The sequence below is a fragment of the Klebsiella sp. V115_8 genome, assembly GCF_029967715.1.
GTDB classification, from domain to species: Bacteria; Pseudomonadota; Gammaproteobacteria; order Enterobacterales; family Enterobacteriaceae; genus Klebsiella; species Klebsiella quasipneumoniae.
Genome location: NZ_JASCAR010000043.1, coordinates 130,605 through 156,675 on the forward strand (window position 1 = coordinate 130,605; position 26,071 = coordinate 156,675).

A 26,071-nucleotide genomic window follows, 5' to 3' on the forward strand; every position below is an offset into this window, starting at 1 on the left:
AAATTGACGCTTGTACCGTTATTCCGCCGGGTGGCGGCTGCGCCTTACCCGGCCTACAGGGTCCTCTCACTGGCTGACACCTCGTAGGCCCGGCAAGCGCAGCGCCACCGGGCAAGATATCAGGCTCGATACCCGTCATGTTGCCGGGTGGCGGCTGCGCCTTACCCGGCCTGCGGTCCGCGCCATTTATAGCCCTTCACCCTCTCCCCGCCGGGAAGAGGGCGTGACTCAGGCGCTGGCGCTGTCCAGCCGCGCCACCTGCTCCGCGCTCAGGCTCAGCGCCGCCGCGCGGGCAAAACTTTCCACCTGGGCCACGCTGGTGGCGCTGGCGATCGGCGCGGTCACCCCTTCGCGGCCGATCAGCCACGCCAGGGCCACTTCCGCCGGCTTCGCCCCCAGCTCCTCCGCAACCGCCACCAGGGTATCGATAATCCGCATCCCGCGCGGATTCAGGTACTTACCAATCCCCCCTCCGCGCTGACTCTGCGCCAGATCCGACGGCTGACGGTACTTACCGGTTAAGAACCCCGAGGCCAGGCTGTAGTAGGTCACCACCCCGATATCACGGCTGACGCAGAGATCGCACAGCGCGCCTTCAAAGGAGGAGCGGTGGTAGAGGTTATATTCCGGCTGCAGCACCTGCCAGGCAGGCAGGCCGCCCTTACGCGCCACCTCCAGCGCCCCCGCCAGCTGCATCGCATCGAGGTTAGAGGCCCCCATCGCGCGAATTTTCCCCGCCTGCTGCAGGCTGTGGAAAGCCTCCAGCGTTTCCGCTACCGGAGTTTGCGGATCTGGCCAGTGGGAAAAGTAGAGGTCGATGTAGTCGGTATTAAGGCGGCGCAGGGAGTCGTCTACCGCCTGCTGGATCCAGGCTTTGCTGAGTCCCTTATGGCCAGGAAGGCCGAGATCGGAGCCGACTTTAGTGAAGATTTTGACCTTATCGCGCATGCCGGGACGCGCCTGCAGCCAGCGGCCGATAATGGTTTCGGATTCGCCGCCCTGGTTGCCCTCCGCCCAGCGGGAATAAACATCCGCCGTGTCGATAGCGTCAAAACCATGGTCAACAAAAGCATCAAGAAGGGCAAAACTGGTTTTTTCATCAATGGTCCAGCCAAAGACGTTACCGCCAAACACTAACGGGGCGATGGAAAATCCGGTTTTGCCCAAGGGACGTGTCATCATGCCGAGTACTCCTTAGCTTATATTCTGCTTCCCTCAGGTAACCACAGGGGTCAGGAGAGGAGGTCGATTGGATAATCAGAAAAGGAATCTTACGGCGGGCGATCCTTGCCCGCGGGTACACTCAGACATTATGTCCCGGAATAAACATCAAAGCTAAAATATTTGCTGGCTAATTTTTTATAGGTGCCGTCGGCAAGGATCTTCGCAATCGCGCCATTTATTTCCTGACGCAGCGCCTCATCGTCTTTACGCAAGCCGATCGCCGCCCCGGCGCCAAACAGCGTATCATCCTGCAGATGGCCGCCGACAAAGGTGAATGCCTTACCCTGCGGCTGCTGCAGGAAGCTGTAGTCGGCCATCATCCCGGAAAGCACCGCGCCGTCGATGCGCCCGGACTCCAGATCGCGCACCACGCTATCGGCCCCCTGGTAGGCCACAATGTTGATCCCCTGCGGACGCCAGTGCTGATTGACGTAAGTCTCCTGCGCCGAACCCTGCTCGACGCCGATGGTTTTGCCTTTCAGCTGCGCCGGCGTATTGCCTTGCAGGGTATTTTTACGCGCCACGAGGAACACCGGCCCGTTATACAGCTTGTCGCTAAAGGCAATCTGCGCTTTACGCTTCTCGGTCATGTACATCCCGGAAAGGATGGCGTCGAATTTCCGCGCCTTCAGCGCCGGGATAATGCCGTCGAAATTGCTTTCCACCCACACGCATTTCGCCTGCAGCTGCTGGCAAATGGCGTTGCCTAGATCGATATCAAACCCCGCCAGCTTGCCCTGCGGATCCTTCCATTCAAACGGCGCGAAGGTCGGGTCGACGCCGAAGCGGATCGCCTTTCCCCCTTCGGCCAGCGCCGACGTCGACGCCATTAACGCCAGCCATAGCAACAGTGATTTTTTCATTCCAGTTCTTCTCCAGAGGTTAACGGCAGTGCTTTTCCACCAGGCGGGCGAACAGCGTCGCGCCGGTGGTGATAATGTCATCGTTGAAGTCGTAGCCGGGGTTATGCACCATGCAGCCGCCCTTCTCCCCCTGCTCGCCGTTGCCCAGCAGGAAGTAGCAGCCCGGACGTTCGCGCAGCATAAAGGCGAAGTCCTCGCTGGCGTTCATCGGCGAGACCGACTCCAGCACCCCCTCGCGACCAAACACCTCCAGCGCCAGCGCCCGGGCGAAATCAGTCTCTTCGGGGCTGTTGGTTAATACCGGGTAGGAGTCGTAAACCTCTACTGCGCTGCTGGCGCCATAGCTTTTGGCGGTAAATTCGCTGAGCTCGTGAATACGTTTGATCAGCAGGTCGCGGATTTCCGGCTTCATCGCCCGCACGCTGAGCTCCATCACCACGCTCTCCGGAATAACGTTGGAGGCGATACCGGCCTGGAAGGTGCCGACGCTGACCACCGCCGTTTCGCCCGGCGGCACGTTGCGCGCCACGATGCTCTGCAGAGCCATCACCAGCGCCGCGCCGGCGACGATCGGGTCGACGGTGCGCTCCGGATGGGCGCCGTGGCCGCCGTAGCCGGTAAGGGTGATTTTGACGGTGTCCGCCGAGGCCATAAAGTTACCGGCGTAGAAGCCCAGCTTGCCCACCGGCAGCCCCGGCATGTTGTGCAGACCGAAAATGCGTTCGCAGGGGAACTGCTCGAACAGGCCGTCTTTAATCATTAAATCGGCGCCGCCGATAGCCTCTTCCGCCGGCTGAAAAATCAGATGCACCGTGCCGTTGAACTGACAGGCCGGCGAGGCGATATATTTCGCCGCCGCCAGCAGAATGGTGGTATGGCCGTCATGACCGCAGGCGTGCATTTTCCCCGACACCGTGCTGGCCCAGGGTAAACCAGTGGTTTCATGAATCGGCAGAGCGTCCATATCGGCGCGCAGGCCGATGGTGCGCGGCGAGTCGCCTTTGCTCAGGCTGCCGACCACCCCGGTCTTGCCGAGGCCGCGCGTCACCTGGTAGCCCCACTCGGTCAGCTTGCCGGCAACCAGTTCGCTGGTATTAAACTCTTCCAGACTTAATTCCGGATTGGCATGTAAATAATGACGCAGAGAAATCATTTCCGCTTCCGTCGCTTTAATTTCTGGAATTACATAATCACTCATGCCGCTCTCCGGGAAATATCGTAAGGACTTAACACGGTATCGTGGTGAAAACTTTATGCAAGCAGGATTTCTAATACCGGCGATGGCGGCATCTTATTTAATAATGCGCTCGTAACAGTGTAATAAGCATTAAAAACGGCGAAGTTTAAAAATAAACGTTTATTTTATGGAGAATTAACCATTATTTACCCTACCATCCCCGGCCATATTCAGATTTAAATAAAAAGATTTCTATGAAATTACAGACGCTTTTCCTCGTCGCCATGACCGCGCTGGCGGGCTGCAGCGCGCAGGGCGATACCGCCAGCCAGCAGCGGGCCAGCATTCAGAAGATGCGCAACGAAACCCTCAACAAACTGTACACTCTGCAGCCCGAGGCCCGCAGCGATATTCAGCATGCGAAGGGTTATGCGGTATTCGCCAATAACAGCAGCAAGATCCTGCTGTTCGGATTTGGCAGCGGCTACGGCGTGGTGCGGGATACGGCCTCCGGGAAGGACACCTATATGAAAATGGCCCAGGGCGGCGCCGGTCTGGGAATAGGGATCAAGCAGCAGCGCACGGTGCTGGTCTTCCATGATAAAGCGGCCCTGGATCGCTTTATCCGCCAGGGATATATGGTCGGCGCCGATGCGAACGCCGCGGCGAAATATGATGACAAAGGCATCGCGCCGATCGCCGCCTCCGCGAACGGCGTAGCGAAGGACACCTCCTCGCTGCCGTCGAAAGTGAACGTCTATGAAATCACCGACAAGGGGCTGGCCGCCCAGGCGATGGTCAATGGCTATAAATACTGGCCGGATGACGAACTGAACCCGTAGCCCCGGCGGTGATCCATCGCCGGGTCAGGTGTTCCCTGCCCGGCGTTGGGAGACGCGCATTTAGTGGCCGAGGGCGCCGCTCACCAGAATCGAGGTGATGATCCCGGTCGCCGCGGCGATCAGCACATAGTTACCGTCGATATAGGACCAGTGATGGCCCTCCGGCGGGGGCGGCAGGCCGCGGTCGCTCCAGTCACGGACGCGATACTCATCGCCACGGAACGGCGCCGGAGCCGGGTGGCCTTTGCGGAAATCGTTACCGCGCCAGGCGAAATGGTCCTGCTCATGACGTGCCTGATCGCGTTTGTCATGACCGTCACGATCCGGGCCACGCTGGTCATGGTCACCCTGATGATGCGCGTCAGGTCCGCCCTGCGGAGCATGCCCATTATGATCCGGACCGTTCTGCCACACCGTTGGCTGCCCCGGGCGATGGCCGTCGTTCGGGCCATCGGCAAAGGCCGGGACGCTCAGCACAGTGGATAACATTACCGCCAGAGAAATCATCTTTTTCATCGTACACCTCCTGATTGAAGTTCTTTGTAACGGGAAAATGTGAAGAAAGAGTGAGTATCCGCTTAACCAGGACGATTCCTGGCACCTGGGCTTTCTGCTGTCGGGGAAGGCATTATGGGGGAGGACGAGCAATAAAAAAGGCCGCTCTCGCGACCTTTATTCAGACTGCTATCAGGACTTACTCAGTCACTTTATTTTTTAACTCTTCAGCGCCGGATTTGGTTTTATCCCAGCCCTTTTCTGCGCCGGATTTGGTGGCGTTCCAGCCTTTTTCGCTGACCTCTTTGGTCTTATCCCAACCTTTCTCAGTCCCTTCTTTGGTCTTGTTCCAGGTCTTCTGCGCGCCTTCGCTCACCTGGCTGCCGACGCTATCCTGTTTGCCTTCGGCCGCATGTTTCGCCTTCAGCTGCTGCTCTTCGCCCTCGTGCTGGGCCTGGTGCAGCTTCTCTTTGGCGGTGTTGGCGTTGGCATTGGCCGCCGCGACGGTATCATCTGTTGCATGTGTTGTCGCAGCAAAAACCGGAGCCGCAACCAGAATAGCCGATAACGCAATCATTGCTTTTTTCATAATATCCTCTCTCACATGTCATGTTATGAGTCGCATTCAGGATGGCACAGCGAACCGGGGATGACATTAGGAATTAGCCTGAAAAACGTTTTCGACCTCCAATCATGGCAGAAAATGCTGCCGCCGCGCGCCCTGTCGGCGTTCACATAATTTCCAACACGTTTGTTACATTTCGTGAAATTTGCCCTTGATATACTTGCCGTTGAAGTTTACTCGAGAATAATTCTCAGAATCATTATATTTATAAATTGGCAAACGGAACTCCTTTTATGGCAAGAAAATCAGTAAGATCGCTGTTGCTTACTGCGCTGATCGCGACGCCCTTCCTCAGCTATGCGACCCAATATCCTCTGACGGTTACCGACCTTGACGGCCGGCAGGTCACCCTGGTCAAAGAGCCGCAGCGTATTATTTTGCAGGATGGTCGCGACATTATGACCCTCGCCCTGCTGGACCGGGACAATCCGTTTAAGCGGCTGGTGGCATGGAATAATCTGGCGAAAAAGCAGGATGTTGCCACCTGGCAGATGCTGAAAACGGCGTGGCCGCAGTCGGCTACGATTCTGGACATGGGCTTCAGCGACAAGGGGAACGTCGATCTTGAAAGCGTCATCGCCCGCCAGCCGGATCTGATGATCGCCCAGCTGCGCGCCAGGCCTGCGCTGATGGAGAGCGGGGTCATTGACAAGCTTAGCGCCCTGCACGTTCCGGTGCTGTTTGTCGACTATGAGATCGACCCGGCGAAAGATACCGCCCCCAGCATCGACCTGCTGGGCAAAGTGCTTAACCGCGAGAGCCAGGCCAAAGCCTTTACCGATTACTATCGCCATCAGCTGCAGACGATTCGTCAGAAAACCGCAGCCATCACGCCGAAGGCCAACGTCTTCGTGGAAGCGCTGGCCGGCAACAGCGACGCCTGCTGCTTTACTCATGGCCACAGCGGCTGGGGCGGGCTGGTGGAGGCGGTCGGGGCGAACAATATCGGTTCGCAGCTGCTGCCGGGCGCCTCCGGGTTCGTCTCGCTGGAGAAAATCATCAGCATGAAGCCCGACGCCTGGATCATGACCGGCTCGAAGCGTGGCAACAGCCAGGTGCTGCCCCTGGGCTATGAAGTCAAGCCGGAGGCGGTGAAGACCCAGGCGCAGACGCTGCTGGCGCGGCCAGGGGTCAGCCAGATCCCGGCGGTCCAGGAAAAGCGGGCCTATGGCGTCTATCACCACTTCTATAATCACCCGTGGAATATTGTCGGCATGGAGTATCTGGCGAAAGATATCTATCCGCAGGCCTTCCGCGATCTCAACCCGGATGAGACTTATCATTATATCGTGCGCCATTTCACCGACCTGCCGGACCAGCCGTTCGTCTTTTCCTGGCAGCAGAGCGAGTAATCCGGCATGCGTTTAACTTCCGACTCCGTTCTGGACGGGCTGCCCGCCGGGACGCCTGGCGTGATGGATCATTATCGCCATATCGTGCGTCGCCGCCTGCTGCTGATGCTGCTGCTGGCGCTGTTGATTGTCGCTTCGCTGCTGCTCGATTTTATGCTCGGCCCCTCCGGACTGCCGCTGCAGAGCCTGTGGCAGACGTTAACCGATCCGGCCAGCGCCGATCCGGGCACTCGCGCCATCGTCTGGGACATCCGGCTGCCCTATGCGGTGATGGCGATTATCGTCGGTCTGGCGCTGGGACTGGCCGGTGCCGAAATGCAGACCATCCTCAATAACCCGCTGGCCAGCCCGTTTACCCTCGGCGTCTCCTCGGCTGCGGCGTTTGGCGCCGCGCTGGCGATTGTGCTGGGCATTGGCCTGCCCGGTATTCCCGGCCAGTGGTTTATCTCGGCCAACGCCTTTATCTTCGCCCTGCTGGCGGCCCTGCTGCTGGACGGCATTACCCGCTGGACCCAAGTGGCCACCTCCGGCGTCATTCTGTTCGGCATCGCGCTGGTCTTTACCTTTAACGCCCTGGTCTCGATGCTGCAGTTTATCGCCAATGAAGACACGCTGCAGGGGCTGGTGTTCTGGACCATGGGCAGCATCGACCGCGCCTCCTGGAGCAAAGTCGCCATCCTGCTGGTCGCCCTGGCGCTGGTGATGCCCCTGTCGCTTCGCAGCGCGTGGAAGCTGACCGCCCTGCGGCTGGGCGAGGACCGGGCCATCAGCTTTGGCATTAACGTTCGCCGTCTGCGCCTGGCCACACTGTTGCGGATCAGCATTTTGTCGGCGCTTTCGGTGGCCTTTGTCGGGCCAATCGGCTTTATCGGCCTGGTGGCGCCGCATATTGCGCGGATGCTCTTCGGCGAAGACCATCGCTTTTACCTGCCCGCCAGCGCGCTGATCGGCGCCCTGGTGCTCTCCCTGGCCTCCATCGCCTCGAAGAACCTGATCCCGGGGGCCATTATTCCGGTGGGGATCGTCACTTCCCTGGTAGGGGTCCCGTTCTTTTTAAGCATTATTTTACGTCACCGGGGGCAGGTATGAGCGACCAGACGTTATCCGGGCTGTCGCTGTCTCACTTCAGCGCCGGCTACCCCAGACGCAAGGTGATCGAGAACCTGACGGTTCCCCATCTGCCGCGGGGGAAAATCACCGCGCTGCTGGGGCCAAACGGCAGCGGTAAATCGACGTTAATGCGGGCGATGGCGGGTCTGGGCCCCTGCCGCGGCGAGCTGCTGCTGGAGGGGGAAAATCTGCTGACGCAGCCGTTCGCACGTCGCGCGGAACAGGTGGTTTATCTTCCGCAGACGCTGCCCGCCGGCGTGCATCTGCATGTGCTGGAGTCGATTATCGTGGCCCAGCGCGCCGCCGGAGGACGCCACAGTCCGCAGCACCAGGAGGAGGTGATGGCGCTGCTGCGCCAGCTGGGAATTGCCCATCTGGCGATGAGCTACCTCGATCAGCTCTCCGGCGGGCAAAAACAGCTGGTGGGTCTCGCCCAGTCGCTGATTCGCCAGCCGCGCCTGCTACTGCTCGACGAACCGCTCAGCGCGCTTGATCTCAACTATCAATTTCACGTGATGGATCTGGTGCGCCGGGAGACCCGGCGGCGCAACATCGTGACCCTGGTGGTGGTGCACGATATCAATATTGCCCTGCGTCACGCCGACCACGTGCTGATGCTCAAAGCGGGCCAGCTGCTCGGCGACGGCACCCCGGCCGCGGTCATCACCCCCGAGACCCTGGCGGCCGTCTACGGCGTGCGCGGGCGTATTGAGCCCTGTTCGCAGGGGGTGCGGCAGGTGATTATTGACGGGCTGGTGGACAGCGAGGCCTGACCGCGGCGCGGGGAGGGTACGGTCTCCCCGCGCCCGCCGGCTTAGTGATCGAGATAGATATAGTTTTCCCAGCTCTTCATGCGGATCAGGATCTTCCGGATCAGCGACAGCTCTTTCAGGTGATCCGAGTAGACCGCCGCCTCGAGGGTGGCCCCCTGCGGTAGAGCGTATTCGGCAAATCGCGGATCGGTCACCTTCAGCACCACCAGCGCCCGGCCATGGGTATTGAGCGCGTCCGTGGTCAGCAGTTTGCCCTGGCCCTGAAACTGACTCTCGCCAATCGCCGGCAGCACGTCGGCCACTTCCCCGCGGAAGACGGTGCCCGGAATGGCCGGGAACATCAGCTCCGCAGGCTCGCCTTTGTGCAGACGCTGCAGGGCGTTCTGGCGAAATGCCGCGACATACTCCCGCGAGGCGTCGCCCTCCACCGGCACAAAGGTCATCACCGGCAGCATCCCCAGCGCGGTGGACATGGTGCCTGGCCGTAAGCCCACCGTGCTGACATAGCCGTCTTCCGGGGCGCGGACGACGGTGTTATCCAGCTGAAACTGCGCCTTCTGCAACTGCGCCAGCAGGGAGGCCACGGTGGTATTTTTGCCCTTCACCACCGAGTCCAGCGCGTTACGCGCCTGAACCACGTTCGCCTGAGCCGCGCTGACGCTGGCTTCATCGGCTTTCCACGTCTGCAGACGGGTATCGACCATTTGATCGGAGAAGGCGCCCTGAGCATGCCCCTCCCGAAAGCGGGCATACTCCCGCCGCGACTGGTCGCGCTGGGCCACCGCTCTGCTCAGCTCGGCCTCCGCCTGGCTTAACGCGGCGTTGAGGGAGAGCGCATCCTGACTGGCCGCTTTAATTTGCGCCTGCAGATCGTCCACCTTTGCCTGGAACGGCGTCGGGTCGAGAGTAAACAGCACATCACCCTTATGCAGCCTCTGGTTAGGCTTCACCGGCACGGTCTGCACCCGACCGCGCACCTGCGACACAATCGGCACGGTGCGAAACACCTGATTACCGACGTCGGTATAGGGGAAGTTGTAGTTCATCCCGAAGATCACCGCGCCAATCAGGGCGATACCGCCGAGCACCGCCGTCGGCACGGTCCACTTATTGAGCGGAATGCGGAATACTTTAAACACCACGATGCATAGCGCGGCGTAGGTCAGCAACATTAACGTTTCCATTATTCTGCCTCCTTCGCTTTAAGTTCCTCGACCTCGCGCTGCACCTGCTCCAGTCGCTGAGCGACCGTCTCCAGACGCTGATGCAGGGCCTGCTGATCGTCGGCGATGCGGCGCATTCCCCATCCGCGGTCTTCGCGCCATAGCGTCGCCCAGATCCACAACAAGGGCCACAGGGCATGCAGGGTAAATAAGCTGACCCAGCCGGCATAATGAATCGCATCCTGATGAGGATGGCGCCGCTCTTTGGCGATTTCATAAGGAATATCGTGAATAACAATCACGCCATAAAAAAGTATTAAGGCCACGGCGATGAGAATGGCCAGCGCCACATAGTCCAGGGTCATAAAATAACTCCAGAGTGAAAGGTTAAATAAATAAAACGGCCAGGTTCAGGCGTAACGGGGCCGGGGGAAAACGCGCGCGTAGCGCTTTCCTCGGGCGGGTTTTAGCGACGTTATGTCGGGGAGCCGACGAACCTGAATCAGAATTTCTCAGGAATATGACGGTCGATGGAAATCAGTTTGCCTTTTTTCACCGTGATATATCCTCCCTCGCGCAGGGCGGCCAGCACCTGATAAACATAGCTGCGCGAAAGATTGGTTCGTTTAATAATAAATGCCGACAGGCTTTCATGCTGACCACCATCGATTCCTCCACGATATAAATAGCGCGACAGCATTGATTTAATGGTCTGAAAGCTGGTCTGGCTGCCGCGTTCATAGTGGGCATCAAGGGCAAATATGCCCATATAGGCCAGGATCGTGGTCAGCTCTTGCATATAGCCCGGCGACGAATGAAAGAATATCCGTTCAAAATCGCTGGCGGATATTTTCGCCAGCTGGCATTCGCCCAGACACCGATAATAGAGCGCCACCGACGGACAATAATGTTCAAGCAGCCCTAACGGCATATGCGCGATAACAATCCCGAGCAGGTTCTGCTCATCACCAAAGGCCAACGTCATTTGCCCCTGCAGCAAAAAATAGAGATAGCCCGGCTGCGGCAGAAATGGCTGGTCTTTACTCAGGCTCAGGGTTTCACTGCAGGCGATGACCGCCGGCAGGTGCGTGGTCAGCGACAGCTTCTGGTACCGATCGTAAATATCGCCAAAACTGGGGTTCATCGCGCTACGCACTCCTTCACCTTTTATCACCGCGGCGGGGTTAACCGCGGCCTGTGGAACTATACCTAAGCGGGTCAGGAAGGAAAAGTCCAGATCTGGAGTGGCGAAATATTCCGCCTGGCTCACATTTTTTACCCTCGCCCCGCCCTTTCGTCCACCAATCGTTCCGCTTGCCGCCAGGCTGTGCTTTAATTAGCTAAACCGGTTTAACAAAGTTTAGCTAAGAGGAGCTGTCCTATGAATGGTAAAATCTGGGTACTCGGCGATGCGGTCGTCGATCTCCTGCCCGACGGAGAGGGCCGCCTGCTGCAATGCCCCGGCGGCGCGCCGGCCAACGTCGCGGTCGGCGTGGCGCGGCTCGGCGGCGACAGCGGGTTTATCGGCCGCGTCGGCGACGATCCGTTCGGTCGCTTTATGCGCCACACCCTGGCGCAGGAGCAGGTCGATGTGGATTTTATGCGCCTCGACGCGACGCAGCGCACCTCCACGGTGGTGGTCGATCTCGATCGGCACGGGGAGCGCACCTTTACCTTTATGGTTCGCCCGAGCGCCGACCTGTTTCTTGCGCCTGAGGATCTTCCGCCGTTCGCCGCCGGCCAGTGGCTGCACGTCTGCTCTATCGCCCTCAGCGCGGAACCGAGCCGCAGCACGGCATTCGCGGCGATGGAGGCGATAAAGCGCGCCGGGGGCTATGTCAGCTTCGACCCCAATATCCGCAGCGACCTGTGGCAGGATCCGCAGGAGCTGCGCGACTGTCTCGACCGGGCGCTGGCCCTCGCCGACGCCATAAAACTGTCGGAAGAGGAGCTGGCTTTTATCAGCGGCAGCGACGACATCGTCAGCGGCATCGCCCGGCTGAACGCCCGCTTCCAGCCGACGCTGCTGCTGGTCACCCAGGGCAAAGCGGGAGTCCAGGCCGCGCTGCGCGGGCAGGTTAGCCACTTCCCCGCCCGCCCGGTAGTGGCCGTCGATACCACCGGCGCCGGCGATGCCTTTGTCGCCGGGCTGCTCGCCGGGCTCGCCGCCCACGGCATCCCTGACAACCTCGCCGACCTGGCGCCGGACCTCGCGCTGGCGCAAACCTGCGGCGCGCTGGCCACCACCGCCAAAGGCGCCATGACCGCCCTGCCCTACAGGGAGGATCTTCAGCGCTCGCTGTGATCCCGTTGGGCCGGCTAACGGCCCACTTTGCTGGTGACATCACAATTCTTAAACCGGTTTAGCAATTTTTATTTTCACTGCGTTACCGACATGTTTACCATATCAACTAAACCGGTTTAGCAAACGTTAGCACACTCACTGATTTACCTTTGGATGTCACCAACATGTATAAAAAACGGAAGTTAGCCATTCTTATTGCTTTGCTAACCGGCGCCGCCGCCGCCCATGGGCAGACAGACCTGAACAGCATTGAAGCGCGTCTCGCCGCCCTGGAAAAACGTCTGCAGGATGCCGAGACCCGCGCCAGTACCGCCGAAAGCCGCGCCGCCTCAGCGGAGCAGAAAGTTCAGCAGCTAACCCAGCAGCAGCAGCAAACCCAGGCCACCACCCAGCAGGTGGCCAAGCGCACCACCCAACTGGAAGAAAAAGCCGAACGGCCCGGCGGCTTTGAGTTCCACGGCTACGCCCGCTCCGGGGTGATCATGAACGACTCCGCCGCCAGCACGAAATCCGGGGCCTATATGACCCCCGCCGGGGAGACCGGCGGCGCCATTGGTCGTCTTGGCAACCAGGCCGACACCTATGTGGAAATGAACCTCGAACATAAGCAGACCCTGGACAACGGGGCGACCACCCGTTTCAAAGTGATGGTGGCCGACGGGCAAACTACCTATAACGACTGGACGGCGAGCAGCAGCGACCTGAACGTACGCCAGGCGTTCGTCGAACTGGGAAACCTGCCGACCTTCGAGGGTCCGTTCAAAGGCTCGACCCTGTGGGCCGGGAAACGCTTTGACCGCGACAACTTCGACATCCACTGGGTTGACTCGGATGTGGTGTTCCTCGCCGGGACCGGCGGCGGGATCTACGACGTGAAGTGGAACGACAGCCTGCGCAGCAACTTCTCGTTATATGGCCGCAACTTTGGCGATATCGCCGACAGCAGCAACAGCGTGCAGAACTATATCGTCAGCATGAATAACTTTGCCGGCCCGGTGCAGATGATGGTCAGCGGGATGCGGGCGAAAGATAATGACGACCGCCAGGACGCGAACGGCAATCTGGTGAAAGGCGATGCCGCTAACACCGGGGTTCATGCCCTGCTGGGTCTGCACAATGAGAGCTTCTATGGCCTGCGCGACGGGACCAGCAAAACGGCCCTGCTGTATGGTCACGGACTGGGCGCCGAGGTTAAAGGCATCGGCTCCGACGGCGCGCTGCGTCCGGGGGCCAATACCTGGCGTTTCGCCAGCTACGGCACCACGCCGCTGAGCGATCGCTGGTTTATTGCCCCGGCCGTGCTGGCGCAGAGCAGTAAAGACCGCTATGTCGATGGCGACAGCTATCAGTGGGCCACTCTCAACCTGCGTCTGATTCAGGAGGTCACGCAGAACTTCGCCCTCGCCTGGGAGGGCACCTATCAGTACATGGATCTGCAGCCTGAAGGCTACAACGATCGCCATGCGGTCAACGGCAGCTTCTACAAGCTGACCTACGCCCCGACCTTCAAGGTCGGCAGCATCGGCGACTTCTTCTCGCGCCCGGAGATCCGCTTCTACACCTCGTGGATGGACTGGAGCAAAAAGCTGGATAACTACGCCAACGACGACGCGTTAGGCAGCAACGGATTCAAATCGGGCGGCGAATGGTCGTTCGGTATGCAAATGGAGACCTGGTTCTGACGTGAACCCGGACGACAGGGTAAGTCACACATAAATATAAGGTTCGCGGTGCCTGCCACGGCCGGCGCCGCCCACGCCATATCATCATGCATTCAGAGGGTACTATGGATTTTGAACAGATTTCCCGCTCACTGCTTCCCCTGCTGGGCGGCAAGGAAAATATCGCCAGCGCCGCGCACTGCGCCACCCGCCTGCGGCTGGTGCTGGTCGACGACGCGCTCGCCGACCAGCAGGCGATTGGCAAAATCGACGGCGTGAAAGGCTGCTTTCGCAATGCCGGCCAGATGCAGATCATCTTCGGCACCGGGGTGGTCAATAAAGTCTATGCCGCCTTTATCCAGGCGGCGGGCATCAGCGAATCGAGCAAATCCGAAGCCGCCGATCTGGCGGCGAAAAAGCTGAACCCGTTCCAGCGCATCGCCCGCCTGCTGTCCAACATCTTCGTGCCGATTATTCCGGCCATCGTCGCCTCCGGCCTGCTGATGGGCCTGCTGGGGATGGTGAAAACCTACGGCTGGGTCGACCCGGGCAACGCTATCTATATCATGCTGGATATGTGCAGCTCGGCGGCGTTTATCATTCTGCCGATCCTGATCGGCTTTACCGCCGCCCGCGAATTTGGCGGTAACCCTTATCTGGGCGCGACCCTCGGCGGGATCCTTACCCACCCGGCGTTGACCAACGCCTGGGGCGTCGCCGCCGGCTTCCACACCATGAATTTCTTCGGCATCGAAGTGGCGATGATCGGCTATCAGGGCACGGTCTTCCCGGTGCTGCTGGCGGTGTGGTTTATGAGCCTTGTCGAGAAACGGCTGCGCCGCATTATCCCTGACGCGCTGGATCTGATCCTCACGCCGTTCCTGACGGTGATTATCTCCGGCTTTATCGCCCTGCTGCTGATCGGCCCGGCCGGCCGCGCGCTCGGCGACGGCATTTCGTTTATCCTCAGCACGCTTATCAGCCACGCCGGCTGGCTGGCGGGCCTGCTGTTTGGCGGCCTCTATTCGGTGATCGTCATTACCGGTATCCATCACAGCTTCCATGCCATCGAGGCGGGCCTGCTCGGCAATCCGTCGATCGGCGTCAACTTCCTGCTGCCGATCTGGGCCATGGCCAACGTCGCCCAGGGCGGCGCCTGCTTTGCGGTGTGGTTTAAAACCAAAGATGCCAAAATCAAAGCTATCACCCTGCCGTCGGCGTTTTCGGCGATGCTGGGGATCACCGAGGCGGCAATCTTCGGGATTAACCTGCGCTTTGTGAAACCGTTCATCGCCGCGCTGGTGGGCGGTGCCGCCGGCGGCGCCTGGGTGGTATCGATGCACGTCTACATGACCGCGGTGGGCCTGACGGCGATCCCGGGAATGGCCATCGTGCAGGCCAGCTCGCTGCTGAACTACATTATCGGGATGGCGATCGCCTTCGCCGTGGCCTTCACGCTCTCTCTGACGCTGAAATACAAAACGGACACTGAATAATGTCATTACCGTCACGCCTGCCTGCGATCCTGCAGGCCGTTATGCAGGGCCAGCCGCAGGCGCTGGCCGACAGCCATTACCCGCAATGGCATCTGGCGCCGGTCAGCGGACTGCTGAACGATCCCAACGGCTTTTGCCAGGTAGCCGGGCGTTACCACCTGTTTTATCAGTGGAACCCGCTCGCCTGCGACCACACCTACAAGTGCTGGGGACACTGGAGCTCAGCCGATCTGCTGCACTGGCGGCATGAACCTATCGCCCTGATGCCGGATGAAGAGTATGACCGCAACGGCTGCTACTCCGGCAGCGCGGTCGAGTTCGAGGGCGCCCTGACCCTTTGCTATACCGGCAACGTGAAATTCCCCGACGGCGGGCGCACCGCCTGGCAATGTCTGGCGACGGAAAATGCCGATGGCACCTTCCGCAAGCTGGGGCCGGTGCTGCCGCTGCCGGAAGGCTATACCGGCCATGTGCGCGACCCTAAAGTGTGGCGACAGGACGGGCGCTGGTACATGGTCCTCGGGGCGCAGGATGTGCAACAGCGCGGCAAAGTGCTGCTGTTTACCGCCAGCGACCTGCGGGATTGGCGCCTGGTGGGCGAGATAGCCGGGCATGACGTTAACGGCCTGGCGAACGGCGGCTACATGTGGGAGTGCCCGGACCTGTTTCCGCTGGCGGACACCCACCTGCTGATCTGCTGCCCGCAGGGGCTGGCCCGCGAAGCGCAGCGCTTTCTCAATACCTATCCGGCGGTGTGGATGGCAGGCCGTTTCGACGCCGAACGCGGCGCCTTCGACCATGGTCCGCTGCACGAGCTGGACAGCGGATTTGAGTTCTACGCGCCGCAAACCATGCTGGCCGAGGATGGCCGCCGCCTGCTGGTCGGCTGGATGGGCGTCCCGGACGGGGAAGAGATGCATCAACCCACCCGCGCGCAGGGGTGGATCCACCAGATGACCTGCGTGCGCGAGCTGGAGTGGCAGGCGGGCACCCTGTATCAGCGCCCGCTGCGCGAGCTGGCCGCCCTGCGCGGCGAAGCCGAGGGCTGGCGCGGACAGACCCTGCCCCTCGCCCCGATGGAGCTGGCCTTTGACATCGCCCCCAACAGCACGCTGGGGCTGGATTTTGCCGGCGCCCTGCAGCTCACCGTTAACCGCGACGGCCTGCGCCTGTCGCGCCGCGGGCTGCAGACGGCGGAGATGCATCACCGCTACTGGCGCGGCGAGGCGCGGCGCCTGCAGATCTTTATCGACCGCTCCAGCGTGGAGATTTTCATCAACGATGGCGAAGGGGTGATGAGCAGCCGCTTCTTCCCGGGCTATCCGGGGCAGTTAATCTTCAGCGGTGCGACGCCGGTAGCATTCTGCCGCTGGCTGCTGCGGCCATGCATGGTAGAATAACCGTTTTGCTTTCAGGCTCCCGGGTGCTGATGAAAACCAAACGCGTAACTATCAAAGATATCGCCGAACTGGCGGGCGTCTCCAAAGCGACCGCCAGTCTGGTGCTTAACGGTCGTGGCAAAGAGCTGCGCGTGGCGCAGGAGACGCGCGAGCGCGTGCTGGCGATCGCCCGCGAGCAGCACTATCAACCCAGCATTCACGCGCGCTCGCTGCGCGATAACCGCAGCCATACCATTGGCCTGGTGGTGCCGGAAATCACCAACTACGGGTTTGCCGTTTTCTCCCATGAGCTTGAGACGCTCTGCCGGGAAGCCGGCGTGCAGCTGCTTATCTCCTGCACCGATGAAAACCCCGGCCAGGAGAGCGTGGTGGTCAATAACATGATTGCCCGCCAGGTCGACGGCCTGATCGTCGCCTCGTGCATGCACAGCGATGCCGACTACCTGAAGCTCAGCGAACAGCTGCCGGTGGTGCTGTTTGACCGCTCCCCCAGCGACAGCGCCCTGCCGCTGGTGATGACCGACTCGGTCACCCCAACGGCCGAGCTGATCTCCCGCATCGCCCCTCAGCATGCGGACGAGTTCTGGTTTCTCGGCGGCCAGCCGCGGCTATCGCCATCGCGCGACCGGCTGGCGGGATTCACCCAGGGCCTGGCTCAGGCGGGGGTCACGCTGCGTCCCGAGTGGGTGATCAACGGCAACTATCACCCCAGCTCCGGCTATGAGATGTTCGCCGCGCTCTGCGCGCGGCTGGGCCGGCCGCCGAAAGCGCTGTTCACCGCGGCCTGCGGCCTGCTCGAAGGGGTCCTGCGCTATATGAGCCAGCACCATCTGCTGGACTCCAATATTCATCTCGCCAGCTTCGACGATCACTATCTGTACGATTCACTTTCCCTGCGCATTGATACCGTGCAACAGGATAATCGCCAGCTGGCCTGGCACTGCTACGATCTGCTCAGCCAGCTGATCGACGGCCAGGCGCCGGAGCCGCTCCAGCGCTATCTGCCCGCCACCCTGCAGTTTCGCCATGCCTGACGGCGCCGTCGGCAATTAGCGTTTTCGCCGGGCGCGCGCCGCCCGCCTCACCGCCAGCAGCGTGCCGGCGAGCACCGCGCCGAGGCCCATCGTGACCGGCCAACGGTAAGCCATCAGCAGCGAGGGCAATCCGCCGTCCGGCGCCAGCATCACGAGATTCCAGCCCGCCAGGCCTGCATTGCCGTTCAGCGCCCGGCTTAACATCCGCTGATGCGGGGCGAAGGGCTGAATGGTCTGGTAATGGCTGCCGAACAGCGGCGGCTGCATCTCCCTGGGAAATTGCGCCTGAACCTGGGCCAGCACGCTGGCCGGCAGCGCATGCGATGCCGCCAGCAGATGCCCGTCGCTATTCACCAGCAGCAGCTGATAATGTCGCTGCCGGGCCAGGGCATAGAGATCCGCGCGCATCACCGCCAGCGGCCAGGTGGCTTCCCGCTGCCGCGCCGGCGTGTTCATCCGCCGTTCGAGGCGTGACGCCACCCACTGCGCATCCTTCTCCAGCTGACGGGTATACATTTCGCGGCAAACCTCTCTGGCCAGAAAATGCCCGCCCCGGCCGATGATCAGGATCGCCAGGCCAACGAGCAGCGTGACGATCACGCCCCTTCTGCCCGGTCGCCAGACCGGCGATGATTTGCCTATGGATGGTGTATTCATACGACTCCAGAAACAAGGGGGCAAGGCGTGGCCCCCTGGCGAATGGACAACAAAAGTCGCGAAACTGTACAGGATGCGCAGCGCGGGAAAAATAGACAGCCTGCGCCAGGCGGGGAGTATTTTGTTTATTTCTGGACAGGACTGGCGGCAACGACGCGCTTCGCCGTTGCCGCCAGTTGATAAGATTAGTGTTTTTTCCGGTTGCGGCGCATGTCGATGGTCACCGCCGCGACGATAATGATCCCTTTAATAATATCCTGCACGTAGGCATCGACGCCGACAAAGGTAAAGCCGCTCTTGATCAGGCCAAGGATCATCGCGCCAATCAGGGTGCCGGTAATGCGCCCCACCCCGCCCATTAAGCTGCTGCCGCCGATCACCGCTGCGGCAATCGCGTCCAGCTCGTAGGACATCCCCATGCTGGACTGGCCGCTGCTGACGCGCGCCGCCAGCACCACCCCCGCCAGCCCGGAGAGCGCCCCGGCGATGGTGTAGACAATCACCAGGTACTTATTCACGTTGATGCCGGACACTTTGGCCGAGGTCATGTTGCCGCCGATGGCATACACATATTTGCCATACCGGGTATGCTTCAGCGCAATGTGAAACACCGCGGCGATCACGAAGAAGATGATCACCGGCATTGCCCCCTGGCCTATCGCCGTAAAGCTGTCGGAGAGGAAGCTTATCGGATTGCCCTGAGTGTAATACTGCGCCAGACCGCGCGCCGAGACCATCATCCCGAGGGTGGCGATAAACGGCGGGATACCGGTTCGCGTCACCAGGAAACCGTTGGTCAGCCCGCACAGCAGGCCGACGCCGATCCCCGCGCAAATCGGGATCACCGCCGGCAGGTTGACCAGCGCCGGGAACATCGGCGACAGGCTGTCGGAGGTTTGCGCCAGGCTCGCCGCCACCACCGCCGCGAGGGCGATAACCGAGCCGGAGGAGAGGTCAATCCCGGTGGTGATGATCACCTGGGTGACGCCGACGGCGATGATGCCGATGATCGCCACCTGCAGCACAATCAGCACCAGGCGGTTGGTATTGAGCAGGAACGACTGGTCGCGAACATACCAGCCGGCGATTTCAAATGTCAGGGCAATCACCAGCATCACCACAAAGATGCCGGTATCTTTCGGCATTTTATGCCGCAAATTAGCGAAGAAGGAGGAACCCTCGCTGGCCGGAGCCGCCGTTAATTTCATATTACTCATTCTCTGTGCCTCAATGGGATGCCAACGACAAAATGGTTTCCTGGTCGGCTTCGTCTTTTTCCAGGATGCCGGTGATACGACCTTCATGCATCACCATGACCCGGTCACTCATGCCAAGGATTTCCGGCAGCTCAGAGGAGACCATAATGACCGCCACCCCCCGGTTCGCCAGTTCACTGATAAGATGATAAATTTCCGCCTTCGCCCCGACGTCGATGCCGCGGGTCGGCTCATCGAGAATTAAGATTTTCGGTTGCGCTAACAGCCAGCGCGCAATCAGGACTTTTTGCTGATTCCCCCCGCTGAGGTTATTAATAATTTGATCCATCGTCGGCGTTTTAATATTGAGCCGGCGGATTTGCTCCATGCAGTCTTCGGCCATTTTCACGTGCTGGACAAAACCGCTCTTGCCGATATATTCCGGCATTTTGACGATACTCATATTTTCCAGCACCGACAGCACCAGAAACAGGCCCGACTTTTTGCGGTCTTCGGTTAATAACGCCATCCCCTTTTCAATCGCCACGGAGGGAGAATCAATGGTCACCGGCGCCCCGTCGATCAGCACTTCGCCGCTGTCGAAGCGTTCCATACCGAACAGGCTTTCCATCACCTCGCTGCGCCCGGCGCCCACCAGCCCGGCCACGCCGAGGATCTCGCCGCGACGCACCGTAAAGCTGACGTCATGGAACACGCCCTGGCGCGTCAGGTTGCGCACCGTCAGCACCTCTTCGCCGATGGTGTTATTAAATTTCGGGAACAGCTGGGTTAATTCGCGGCCGACCATCTGGGTGATCAGCGACTGGCGGGTAAATTCGGTGGTGTTTTTGCTCCCCACCCAGGTGCCGTCGCGAAAGACGCTGATCTCATCGGTGATCGCGAAGATCTCATCCATTTTATGGCTGATATAGATGATCGCTTTGCCCTGGGCCCGCAGGTCGCGGATGATGGTGAACAGGTGAGCCACCTCGCCTTCGGTCAGCGCCGAAGTGGGCTCATCCATGATCACAATATCCGCGTTCCATGAGACCGCTTTGGCAATCTCCACCATCTGCTGGGCGGCGATGCTCAGGTCTCCCACCAGCCGGTCGGCAGTTAAGCGAATATTCAGCTTATCCAGCAGCGCCTGGGTCTGGCGGGTCAGCTGGCCGTGGTCGACAAAGCCGTACTTCATCGGCTCGCGCCCCAGCCAGATATTCTCCGCCACCGTCATATGCGGCACCAGATTCAGCTCCTGGTGAATCATCGAGATCCCCGAGCGCAGCGCATCCATGGTGTCGGTAAACTCCACCGGCTCACCTTTCACGCGAATCGATCCTTTATCCGGGCGATAGATACCGATCAGGCACTTCATTAGCGTGGATTTACCGGCGCCGTTCTCGCCCATCAGGGCGTGCACCGTTCCCGGGCGCACGCGTAATGAGACATTGTCGAGCGCCTTCACGCCGGGGAAGAACTTACTGATACCTTCGGCTTCAAGGGCAAAAGCGTTCATACATCCACCTCCGTACCACAGGTTGGCCAGGATTATTTCTGATTACGATTGGTAAATTCAGCCATGTTCTCTTTGGTGATCAGCTGATACGGCACGTCGATGATCTTTTCCACTTTCTCGCCGTTCGCCAGCTTAATGGCCGCGTCTACGGCGCCCTCGCCCTGGCCTTTCGCATCCTGGAAGATGGTGGCGATCATCTTGCCGCTCTTCAGCATCTGCAGCGCATCCGGGGTGCCATCCACGCCGGCGATGAGAATATGGTTCGGGTTTTTACCCAGCGCCTGCAGGGCGCCGATCGCCATTTCATCGTTGTTGGAGGCGATGGCCTGGATATCCTCGCCGCTGGTCATCCAGTTGCTGACCACGTCCACGGCGTCATTGCGGGTAAATTTCGCGGTCTGCTTCTGCACGATTTTGATGTTCGGGTATTTCGCCACGACCTCTTCCACCCCTTTGGTGCGGTCGCGAGTGGATTCATTCGCCAGGTCGCCGAGCAGGATCGCCACATTGCCCTTGCCGTTCATCGCTTTCGCCAGCGCTTCCATCTGCAGACGACCGGCGAGAATCGAGTCCGACCCCACATAGGCCATCTTGTCGGTCAGCTCCGCCTGCGGGCGACGGTTTACAAACACCAGTGGGATCCCGGCTTTGGTGGCCTGATCCATGATCGGTTTGACCGCGTTGGTATCAACCGGGTTGACGATAATGGCGTCCACGCCCTGGCCGATAAAGTTCTGCACCTGCTGCAGCTGCTGGGAGACATCCCCTTTCGCGTCCTCGATCTGCGATTTCACCCCATCTTTTTTCATCTCTTTTTGCATCGAGGTACGCAGGATCGTCAGGAAGTTATCGTCAAACAGCGCCATCGAGACGCCAATGGAGACATCTTTTGCCATAACCACAGCAGGCAGCATGCAGGCTAACAAAGAGGCAACAATCGTTTTCTTAATATTCATAGTTGATCCTTGATTTTGTAGGTACGCCGGTGAATGAAACAAAATGAAAAATTAATTTCAGTTAGATTGCGACAAATGTCTGTTGTGACGGCGACGGCAGTACGGGGTTTTCCGCATTTCGTCGTGATCGGAATCACAAATAATGGCTGTTTTATCATCACTTTTTTGAAACATCAGTCCATTTATGCCACACCGTGAATTCCAGACCATTTATTTCATTAACAAGACATTTGAAACTTTTATAAGTAAATAACTGAAATGAAAATTTTAAAACCATGCAGTAACAGAATTTTGACAGACATCTAACATTGCTGCATAAATGAGCGAAAAATGAGAGGCAGACAACGCTTTACAGCGATCGCCCCCGGCGGGGTTGGCATTTACCCGGCGGGGAGATCCGCGTTGTCAGGAAGGGAGGCGCCGCACGCCTTAGTCGACGTTCTCGGCGCTGTAGAGGATAAAGTCGACTTTCCCGTCGGCATAGGTTTGCGGCTGATAGCCGGACTCCAGATGGCGCAGCATCAGGTCGATCGCCAGCTGGGCGTGCTGGCGGGTGTTCTGATCGAGCGTTAACGCCAGGCTGCCCCTGGCCAGCTGCTGGCGGGTGGTATTGTAGCGCTCATGGGTGATCCAGCAGACGTCGCCTTCGCGGCGGTGGCGAGCCAGCGCCTCGGCAATCTGAGTATTGCCAAGTCCGGTGTTATAGATCCCGACAATATGCCGGCTGCGGCACAGGGCCTGCTCCAGCAGGCGGGTGATCTGCTCCCGCCGCTCTTCGCCCGCCAGCACCTCGTTGAGCTGCAGATGGGGAAAGCGCTGGCTCAGCACCTCGCGGAACCCCTGGATGCGCAGGCGATGCGCGCTGTAATCCTCCCGGCCGCTCACCATCAGCACCTCCCCGGGCCGCGGCGTCATTCTCCCCATCATTAACCCCGCCGTGCGGCCAGCCTGCAACTGATTGATCCCGACGTGGCAGAGCCGGTCGGCGCCGGGCAGATCTGTCGCCAGGGTAATGACGGGGACGCCCGCTTCCCGACAGCGTCGCAGCGCGTCATGCACCACAGGATGGTCATTGCCGAAAACGATGATCCCCTGGCGCTGCTGGCCGCTGCGCATAATGCGCCGGGCCAGGGTCGCCGGCTGCGACTCCGGGACAAAGGTGCGGTGCAGGGTCAGACGACGATAGCCGAGGCTATCCGCGACGGCGGCGAAATCCTGCGCCAGCTGCGGAAAAAAGAAAGAGTCATTGCTGCTGAGAAAGAGCTCAATCTGCCAGGGAAAGCGGTGCTCCTCCGGCAGGATCCGCTTCAGCCCCGCCTCCCGCGCCGCCTGCAGCACTTTGCGCGTGGTCTGCGGCGATACGCCGCCGCGTTCGTTCAGCACCCGGTCAACGGTGGCCACGCCGACGCCAATCTGTCTGGCCAGCATCGCCAGTGACATGTTTTTCATCGCCCCTCTCTTCAATGATGGAAATACATCAAAACGGCAGTGTCAGTGAGTTTAGCAAACCGATTATGGTGGCAGCGTCCCCTCGCCATTCTGGAGAATAAAATGAAGTGCAAACGTTTTGCCCTGGTAGGCAGTGGTTTTATCGGTCAGGTTCATGCCGCCAGCCTCGCCCGTCACGACGGGAGCGAGTTGACGATGGTGGCCGATGCCGCGCCGGAGCGCGCCCAGGCGCTGGCCGCCCGCTATGGCGCCCGGGCGGTGACGGTGAGCGAGGCTCTCCGTAGCGACGCCATCGACGCTGTGCTGATCGCCAGCTCGACCCCGTCGCATGCCGAACTGCTGGAAGCCGCCGCCCGGGCGGGCAAGGCGGTCTATTGCGAAAAACCGATCGACCTTTCCCTGGCGCGCGCCCGCGAGGTGGTGGAGCGGGTGCTTCCCCTTAAGGTGCCGGTCACCGTCGGCTTTAACCGGCGCTTTGACAGCAGCCATCAGCAGTTGCGCCGCCAGCTGGAGCAGGGAGCGATCGGCAGGGTCGAGCTGGTGCAGATGGTCTGTCGCGCCTCCAGCATGCCGCCGCTCGACTATCTGCGCAGCTCCGGCGGTCAGATGCGCGATCAGGCGATCCATTTCTTCGATCTTCTGCGCTTTCTCACCGGCGATGAAGTGCATACCGTAGCGGCGATGGGCGCGGCGCTGGCCCTGCCGGAAATCGCCGAATTTGGCGATGTCGACACCTCCATCCTGATGATGCAGATGCGCGGCGGCGCGCTGGCGCAGCTGGACAACACCCGCCGCACCGGCCACGGGTATGATGAAAGGATCACCCTGCTGGGGGCAGAGGGCGCGCTGGAGTCCGGCAGCCAGTCGCCGGCGGGCCCTACCCTGTGGCGCGGCAATCAGCGCATTGAGCCAGGCCTGTGGCCGGACTGGTTCAGCCGGGTGCAAGGATCTTATTACCAGCATCTCGACGCCTTTATCCGCTCTCTGAATGGTGAAACCGTGGCCGACCTGCCCGGCCTGGTGGACGGCCTGCAGGCGCAGGCCATTGCCGAAGCGGCGGTTCAGTCTCTGCAGCGCGGCCAGTTTGTCGCCGTCGACGACTGTCGGTGAGTGGTTGCGTGGCAACCGCTATCAGGCTCTGAACCTGCCTTTATGCCGGGCGGCGACGACGCCTTGCCCGGCCTACGGGCATGATAACCATCAATATCCAATAGTTGCAGTGACATCCCAGGCCCGCGCAAGCGCCGCGCCGCCGGGCAAGAACAGCCGATGCGGAGCCATTTTATGCCGGGCGGCGGCAACGCCTTGCCCGGCCTACGGGCATGATCACCATCCATATCAAATAGTTGCAGTGACATCCCAGGCCCGCGCAAGCGCCGCGCCGCGGGCAAGGACAGCTGGCGCGGAGCCGTTTTATGCCGGGCGGCGGCAACGCCTTGCCCGGCCTACGGGCATGATCACCATCCATATCAAATAGTTGCAGTGACCTCCCAGGCCCGCGCAAGCGCCGCGCCGCCGGGCAAGAACAGCCGATGCGGAGCCGTTTTATGCCGGGCGGCGGCAATGCCTTGCCCGGCCTACGGGCATGATAACCATCCATATCAAATAGTTGCAGTGACCTCCCAGGCCCGCTTAAGCGCCGCGCCGCCGGGCAGCAGATATCCGGAACCGTGCGCGTCCCGGTGCCGGGCAATGGCGTGCACGCTCGCGCTGTCTGCAAACCAAAGCCCGGCCGGCCCCTTAACGTTCTTCGTTAAACACCGCGCCCACCTGGCGCCGCACCTCATCCATCACCTGCAGATTCTGCAGCACCTGACTGAGCGGCCGCAGCGGCGAGTCCCGCAGCCCCTGACCGATGCACCAGGCAAAATGCTCCGCCTGCCAGAACAGCTGGTCGTAGCGATTGCGCGGCTCTTCCCAGCGCAGCGCCTGCCCGCCCTGGCTGGCGGCGAGCGTGAACCCGCCGGGGGCGTAAAACTGACCGTCGATGGTCAGGGTCGCCTGGCGTCCGGCCACCACCGCCCCGCCCGGCGTGTTGCTGAACAACGTCGTGTTTAACAGCCCCTGCATCCCGTTCCGCCAGCTGAACAGCATTGACGTCTGGCCGTTAAGCCCCTCCGCCGTCGCGTGGCCGCGGGCGACAATCTCCTGCGGCATGCCGCCCACCATCAGCGCAAACGAGGTCAAATAGCTGCCGAGATCCATCATCGGCCCGCCGGCAAGGTCGGCATTAAAGATGCGGTGATCGGTAGTGAAATACTCGCCGTGATCGGCCAGCAGGGTATGCAGGTCGCCGAGTACCCCATCCTCCAGCAGCTGGCGGATCACATCATACTTCGGCGCGTAATCGCACCACATCGCCTCCAGCGCCAGCTTCCCCTGGCGGGCGGCTTCGGCCTGCAGTTCACCTCCTTCGCCGAGGTTGAGCGCGAAGGGCTTCTCTATCAGCACGTGTTTGCCCGCCTTCAGCGCCAGCATGCCGTCGGGAAAGTGATGGTTGTGCGGCGTCGCAATATAGACCGCATCAATATCCGGACGCGCCAGCATCTCCTCCACCCGGCCGTAAGCCTGGGGGATCCCCCATTCCGCGGCTACCCGGTCGGCCTTCGCCTGGCTGCGGGAGGCAACGGCCACCACTTGCTGCCGGCTCTGGGTTTTCAATGCGTGCACAAAGCGCTCGGCGATCCAGCCCGGACCAATGATGCCCCAGCGCAGGGAGGGAATGCTCTGCGCCGCCGGGCGGCGCGGGGTCGGTAATTGTGAGGGAAACATAGCGG

23 protein-coding genes and 1 pseudogene are annotated in these 26,071 nt (G+C 60.5%); 10 read left to right on the plus strand and 14 right to left on the minus strand.

All coding sequences use genetic code 11. From position 1 onward, the window contains the following. Positions 1 to 228: 228 nt before the first annotated feature. The 3 genes from QLG03_RS20145 to QLG03_RS20155 form a co-directional block, all read right to left on the minus strand. The gene (locus tag QLG03_RS20145; RefSeq protein WP_255988362.1) at positions 229 to 1,182 is read right to left on the minus strand and encodes an aldo/keto reductase; all 954 of its coding nucleotides are present in this window, start codon (positions 1,180 to 1,182) and stop codon (positions 229 to 231) included. 128 nt (positions 1,183 to 1,310) lie between these two features. Next, positions 1,311 to 2,087 (minus strand): lysine/arginine/ornithine ABC transporter substrate-binding protein, encoded by a 777-nt coding sequence (locus tag QLG03_RS20150; RefSeq protein WP_023288704.1) that lies wholly within the window; start codon positions 2,085 to 2,087, stop codon positions 1,311 to 1,313. A 19-nt stretch (positions 2,088 to 2,106) separates the two neighbouring features. Beyond that, positions 2,107 to 3,285: a M20 aminoacylase family protein gene (locus QLG03_RS20155; RefSeq protein ID WP_023288703.1), complete on the minus strand. Its 1,179-nt coding sequence runs from the start codon at positions 3,283 to 3,285 to the stop codon at positions 2,107 to 2,109. A 233-nt stretch (positions 3,286 to 3,518) separates the two neighbouring features. On the opposite strand from QLG03_RS20155, the gene QLG03_RS20160 reads away from it, so the two are divergent. Next, positions 3,519 to 4,106 carry a YSC84-related protein gene (locus tag QLG03_RS20160; protein ID WP_048296942.1) on the plus strand — a complete coding sequence of 196 codons (588 nt, stop codon included), beginning with the start codon at positions 3,519 to 3,521 and terminating at the stop codon, positions 4,104 to 4,106. Between the two features lie 60 nt (positions 4,107 to 4,166). On the opposite strand, the gene QLG03_RS20165 is transcribed toward QLG03_RS20160, so the two are convergent. Together QLG03_RS20165 and QLG03_RS20170 are read right to left on the minus strand one after the other, a co-directional pair. Further along, positions 4,167 to 4,622 (minus strand): RcnB family protein, encoded by a 456-nt coding sequence (locus QLG03_RS20165; protein ID WP_023288701.1) that lies wholly within the window; start codon positions 4,620 to 4,622, stop codon positions 4,167 to 4,169. 178 nt (positions 4,623 to 4,800) lie between these two features. Beyond that, positions 4,801 to 5,190, minus strand: coding sequence for a hypothetical protein (locus tag QLG03_RS20170; protein WP_023288700.1), 390 nt, complete (start codon positions 5,188 to 5,190; stop codon positions 4,801 to 4,803). 269 nt (positions 5,191 to 5,459) lie between these two features. Between QLG03_RS20170 and QLG03_RS20175 the strand changes: the two genes are divergently transcribed. The 3 genes from QLG03_RS20175 to QLG03_RS20185 are packed head-to-tail and all read left to right on the plus strand — an operon-like array spanning position 5,460 to position 8,461. Then, the gene (locus QLG03_RS20175) at positions 5,460 to 6,578 is read left to right on the plus strand and encodes an ABC transporter substrate-binding protein (RefSeq protein ID WP_050533036.1); all 1,119 of its coding nucleotides are present in this window, start codon (positions 5,460 to 5,462) and stop codon (positions 6,576 to 6,578) included. A 60-nt stretch (positions 6,579 to 6,638) separates the two neighbouring features. Beyond that, the gene (locus QLG03_RS20180) at positions 6,639 to 7,667 is read left to right on the plus strand and encodes an iron ABC transporter permease (RefSeq protein ID WP_072096506.1); all 1,029 of its coding nucleotides are present in this window, start codon (positions 6,639 to 6,641) and stop codon (positions 7,665 to 7,667) included. Continuing rightward, entirely contained in the window at positions 7,664 to 8,461 is a 798-nt protein-coding gene (locus QLG03_RS20185; protein ID WP_023288697.1) for an ABC transporter ATP-binding protein, read from the plus strand. Before QLG03_RS20180 ends, QLG03_RS20185 begins: the two co-directional genes overlap by 4 nt. 41 nt (positions 8,462 to 8,502) lie before the next feature. On the opposite strand, the gene QLG03_RS20190 is transcribed toward QLG03_RS20185, so the two are convergent. The 3 genes from QLG03_RS20190 to QLG03_RS20200 all read right to left on the minus strand — a co-directional run bounded on the left by QLG03_RS20190 (position 8,503) and on the right by QLG03_RS20200 (position 10,768). Beyond that, entirely contained in the window at positions 8,503 to 9,645 is a 1,143-nt protein-coding gene (locus QLG03_RS20190; RefSeq protein ID WP_023288696.1) for an HlyD family secretion protein, read from the minus strand. Further along, positions 9,645 to 9,989, minus strand: a complete 345-nt coding sequence (locus tag QLG03_RS20195; RefSeq protein WP_044521392.1) for a DUF3302 domain-containing protein — start codon at positions 9,987 to 9,989, stop codon at positions 9,645 to 9,647. Before QLG03_RS20195 ends, QLG03_RS20190 begins: the two co-directional genes overlap by 1 nt. A 137-nt stretch (positions 9,990 to 10,126) precedes the next feature. Continuing rightward, on the minus strand, positions 10,127 to 10,768 hold the full coding sequence (locus QLG03_RS20200; RefSeq protein ID WP_072420810.1) for a Crp/Fnr family transcriptional regulator: 642 nt from the start codon (positions 10,766 to 10,768) through the stop codon (positions 10,127 to 10,129). A 237-nt stretch (positions 10,769 to 11,005) separates the two neighbouring features. Between QLG03_RS20200 and QLG03_RS20205 the strand changes: the two genes are divergently transcribed. From QLG03_RS20205 to QLG03_RS20225, 5 genes are all read left to right on the plus strand, one after another. Beyond that, entirely contained in the window at positions 11,006 to 11,929 is a 924-nt protein-coding gene (locus tag QLG03_RS20205; RefSeq protein WP_064157805.1) for an aminoimidazole riboside kinase, read from the plus strand. A gap of 164 nt (positions 11,930 to 12,093) precedes the next feature. Beyond that, positions 12,094 to 13,611 (plus strand): carbohydrate porin, encoded by a 1,518-nt coding sequence (locus QLG03_RS20210; protein ID WP_255988363.1) that lies wholly within the window; start codon positions 12,094 to 12,096, stop codon positions 13,609 to 13,611. 104 nt (positions 13,612 to 13,715) lie between these two features. Next, a complete protein-coding gene (locus QLG03_RS20215) occupies positions 13,716 to 15,086 on the plus strand; it encodes a sucrose-specific PTS transporter subunit IIBC (protein WP_255988364.1) in 1,371 nt (456 codons plus the stop codon). Then, the gene (locus tag QLG03_RS20220; protein ID WP_044521387.1) at positions 15,086 to 16,486 is read left to right on the plus strand and encodes a sucrose-6-phosphate hydrolase; all 1,401 of its coding nucleotides are present in this window, start codon (positions 15,086 to 15,088) and stop codon (positions 16,484 to 16,486) included. Before QLG03_RS20215 ends, QLG03_RS20220 begins: the two co-directional genes overlap by 1 nt. 23 nt (positions 16,487 to 16,509) lie before the next feature. Then, positions 16,510 to 17,520 carry a LacI family DNA-binding transcriptional regulator gene (locus QLG03_RS20225; protein WP_017898803.1) on the plus strand — a complete coding sequence of 337 codons (1,011 nt, stop codon included), beginning with the start codon at positions 16,510 to 16,512 and terminating at the stop codon, positions 17,518 to 17,520. Between the two features lie 47 nt (positions 17,521 to 17,567). On the opposite strand, the pseudogene QLG03_RS20230 reads toward QLG03_RS20225, so the two are convergent. The 5 genes and pseudogenes from QLG03_RS20230 to QLG03_RS20250 all read right to left on the minus strand — a co-directional run bounded on the left by QLG03_RS20230 (position 17,568) and on the right by QLG03_RS20250 (position 23,294). Beyond that, positions 17,568 to 18,177, minus strand: a pseudogene (locus QLG03_RS20230) (hypothetical protein). Between the two features lie 185 nt (positions 18,178 to 18,362). Then, a complete protein-coding gene (locus QLG03_RS20235) occupies positions 18,363 to 19,385 on the minus strand; it encodes an ABC transporter permease (protein ID WP_004152946.1) in 1,023 nt (340 codons plus the stop codon). A gap of 19 nt (positions 19,386 to 19,404) precedes the next feature. Next, a complete protein-coding gene (locus QLG03_RS20240; RefSeq protein WP_004202401.1) occupies positions 19,405 to 20,889 on the minus strand; it encodes a sugar ABC transporter ATP-binding protein in 1,485 nt (494 codons plus the stop codon). A gap of 32 nt (positions 20,890 to 20,921) precedes the next feature. After that, entirely contained in the window at positions 20,922 to 21,845 is a 924-nt protein-coding gene (locus tag QLG03_RS20245) for a sugar ABC transporter substrate-binding protein (protein WP_002892597.1), read from the minus strand. A gap of 429 nt (positions 21,846 to 22,274) precedes the next feature. After that, positions 22,275 to 23,294: a LacI family DNA-binding transcriptional regulator gene (locus QLG03_RS20250; protein ID WP_023288687.1), complete on the minus strand. Its 1,020-nt coding sequence runs from the start codon at positions 23,292 to 23,294 to the stop codon at positions 22,275 to 22,277. Between the two features lie 102 nt (positions 23,295 to 23,396). Here QLG03_RS20250 and QLG03_RS20255 point away from each other — a divergent pair, with 102 nt between their 5' ends. Beyond that, positions 23,397 to 24,404: a Gfo/Idh/MocA family oxidoreductase gene (locus QLG03_RS20255; protein ID WP_023288686.1), complete on the plus strand. Its 1,008-nt coding sequence runs from the start codon at positions 23,397 to 23,399 to the stop codon at positions 24,402 to 24,404. Positions 24,405 to 25,034: 630 nt separating this feature from the next. On the opposite strand, the gene QLG03_RS20260 is transcribed toward QLG03_RS20255, so the two are convergent. Further along, on the minus strand, positions 25,035 to 26,066 hold the full coding sequence (locus tag QLG03_RS20260) for a Gfo/Idh/MocA family oxidoreductase (RefSeq protein ID WP_255988367.1): 1,032 nt from the start codon (positions 26,064 to 26,066) through the stop codon (positions 25,035 to 25,037). Positions 26,067 to 26,071 lie beyond the last annotated feature (5 nt).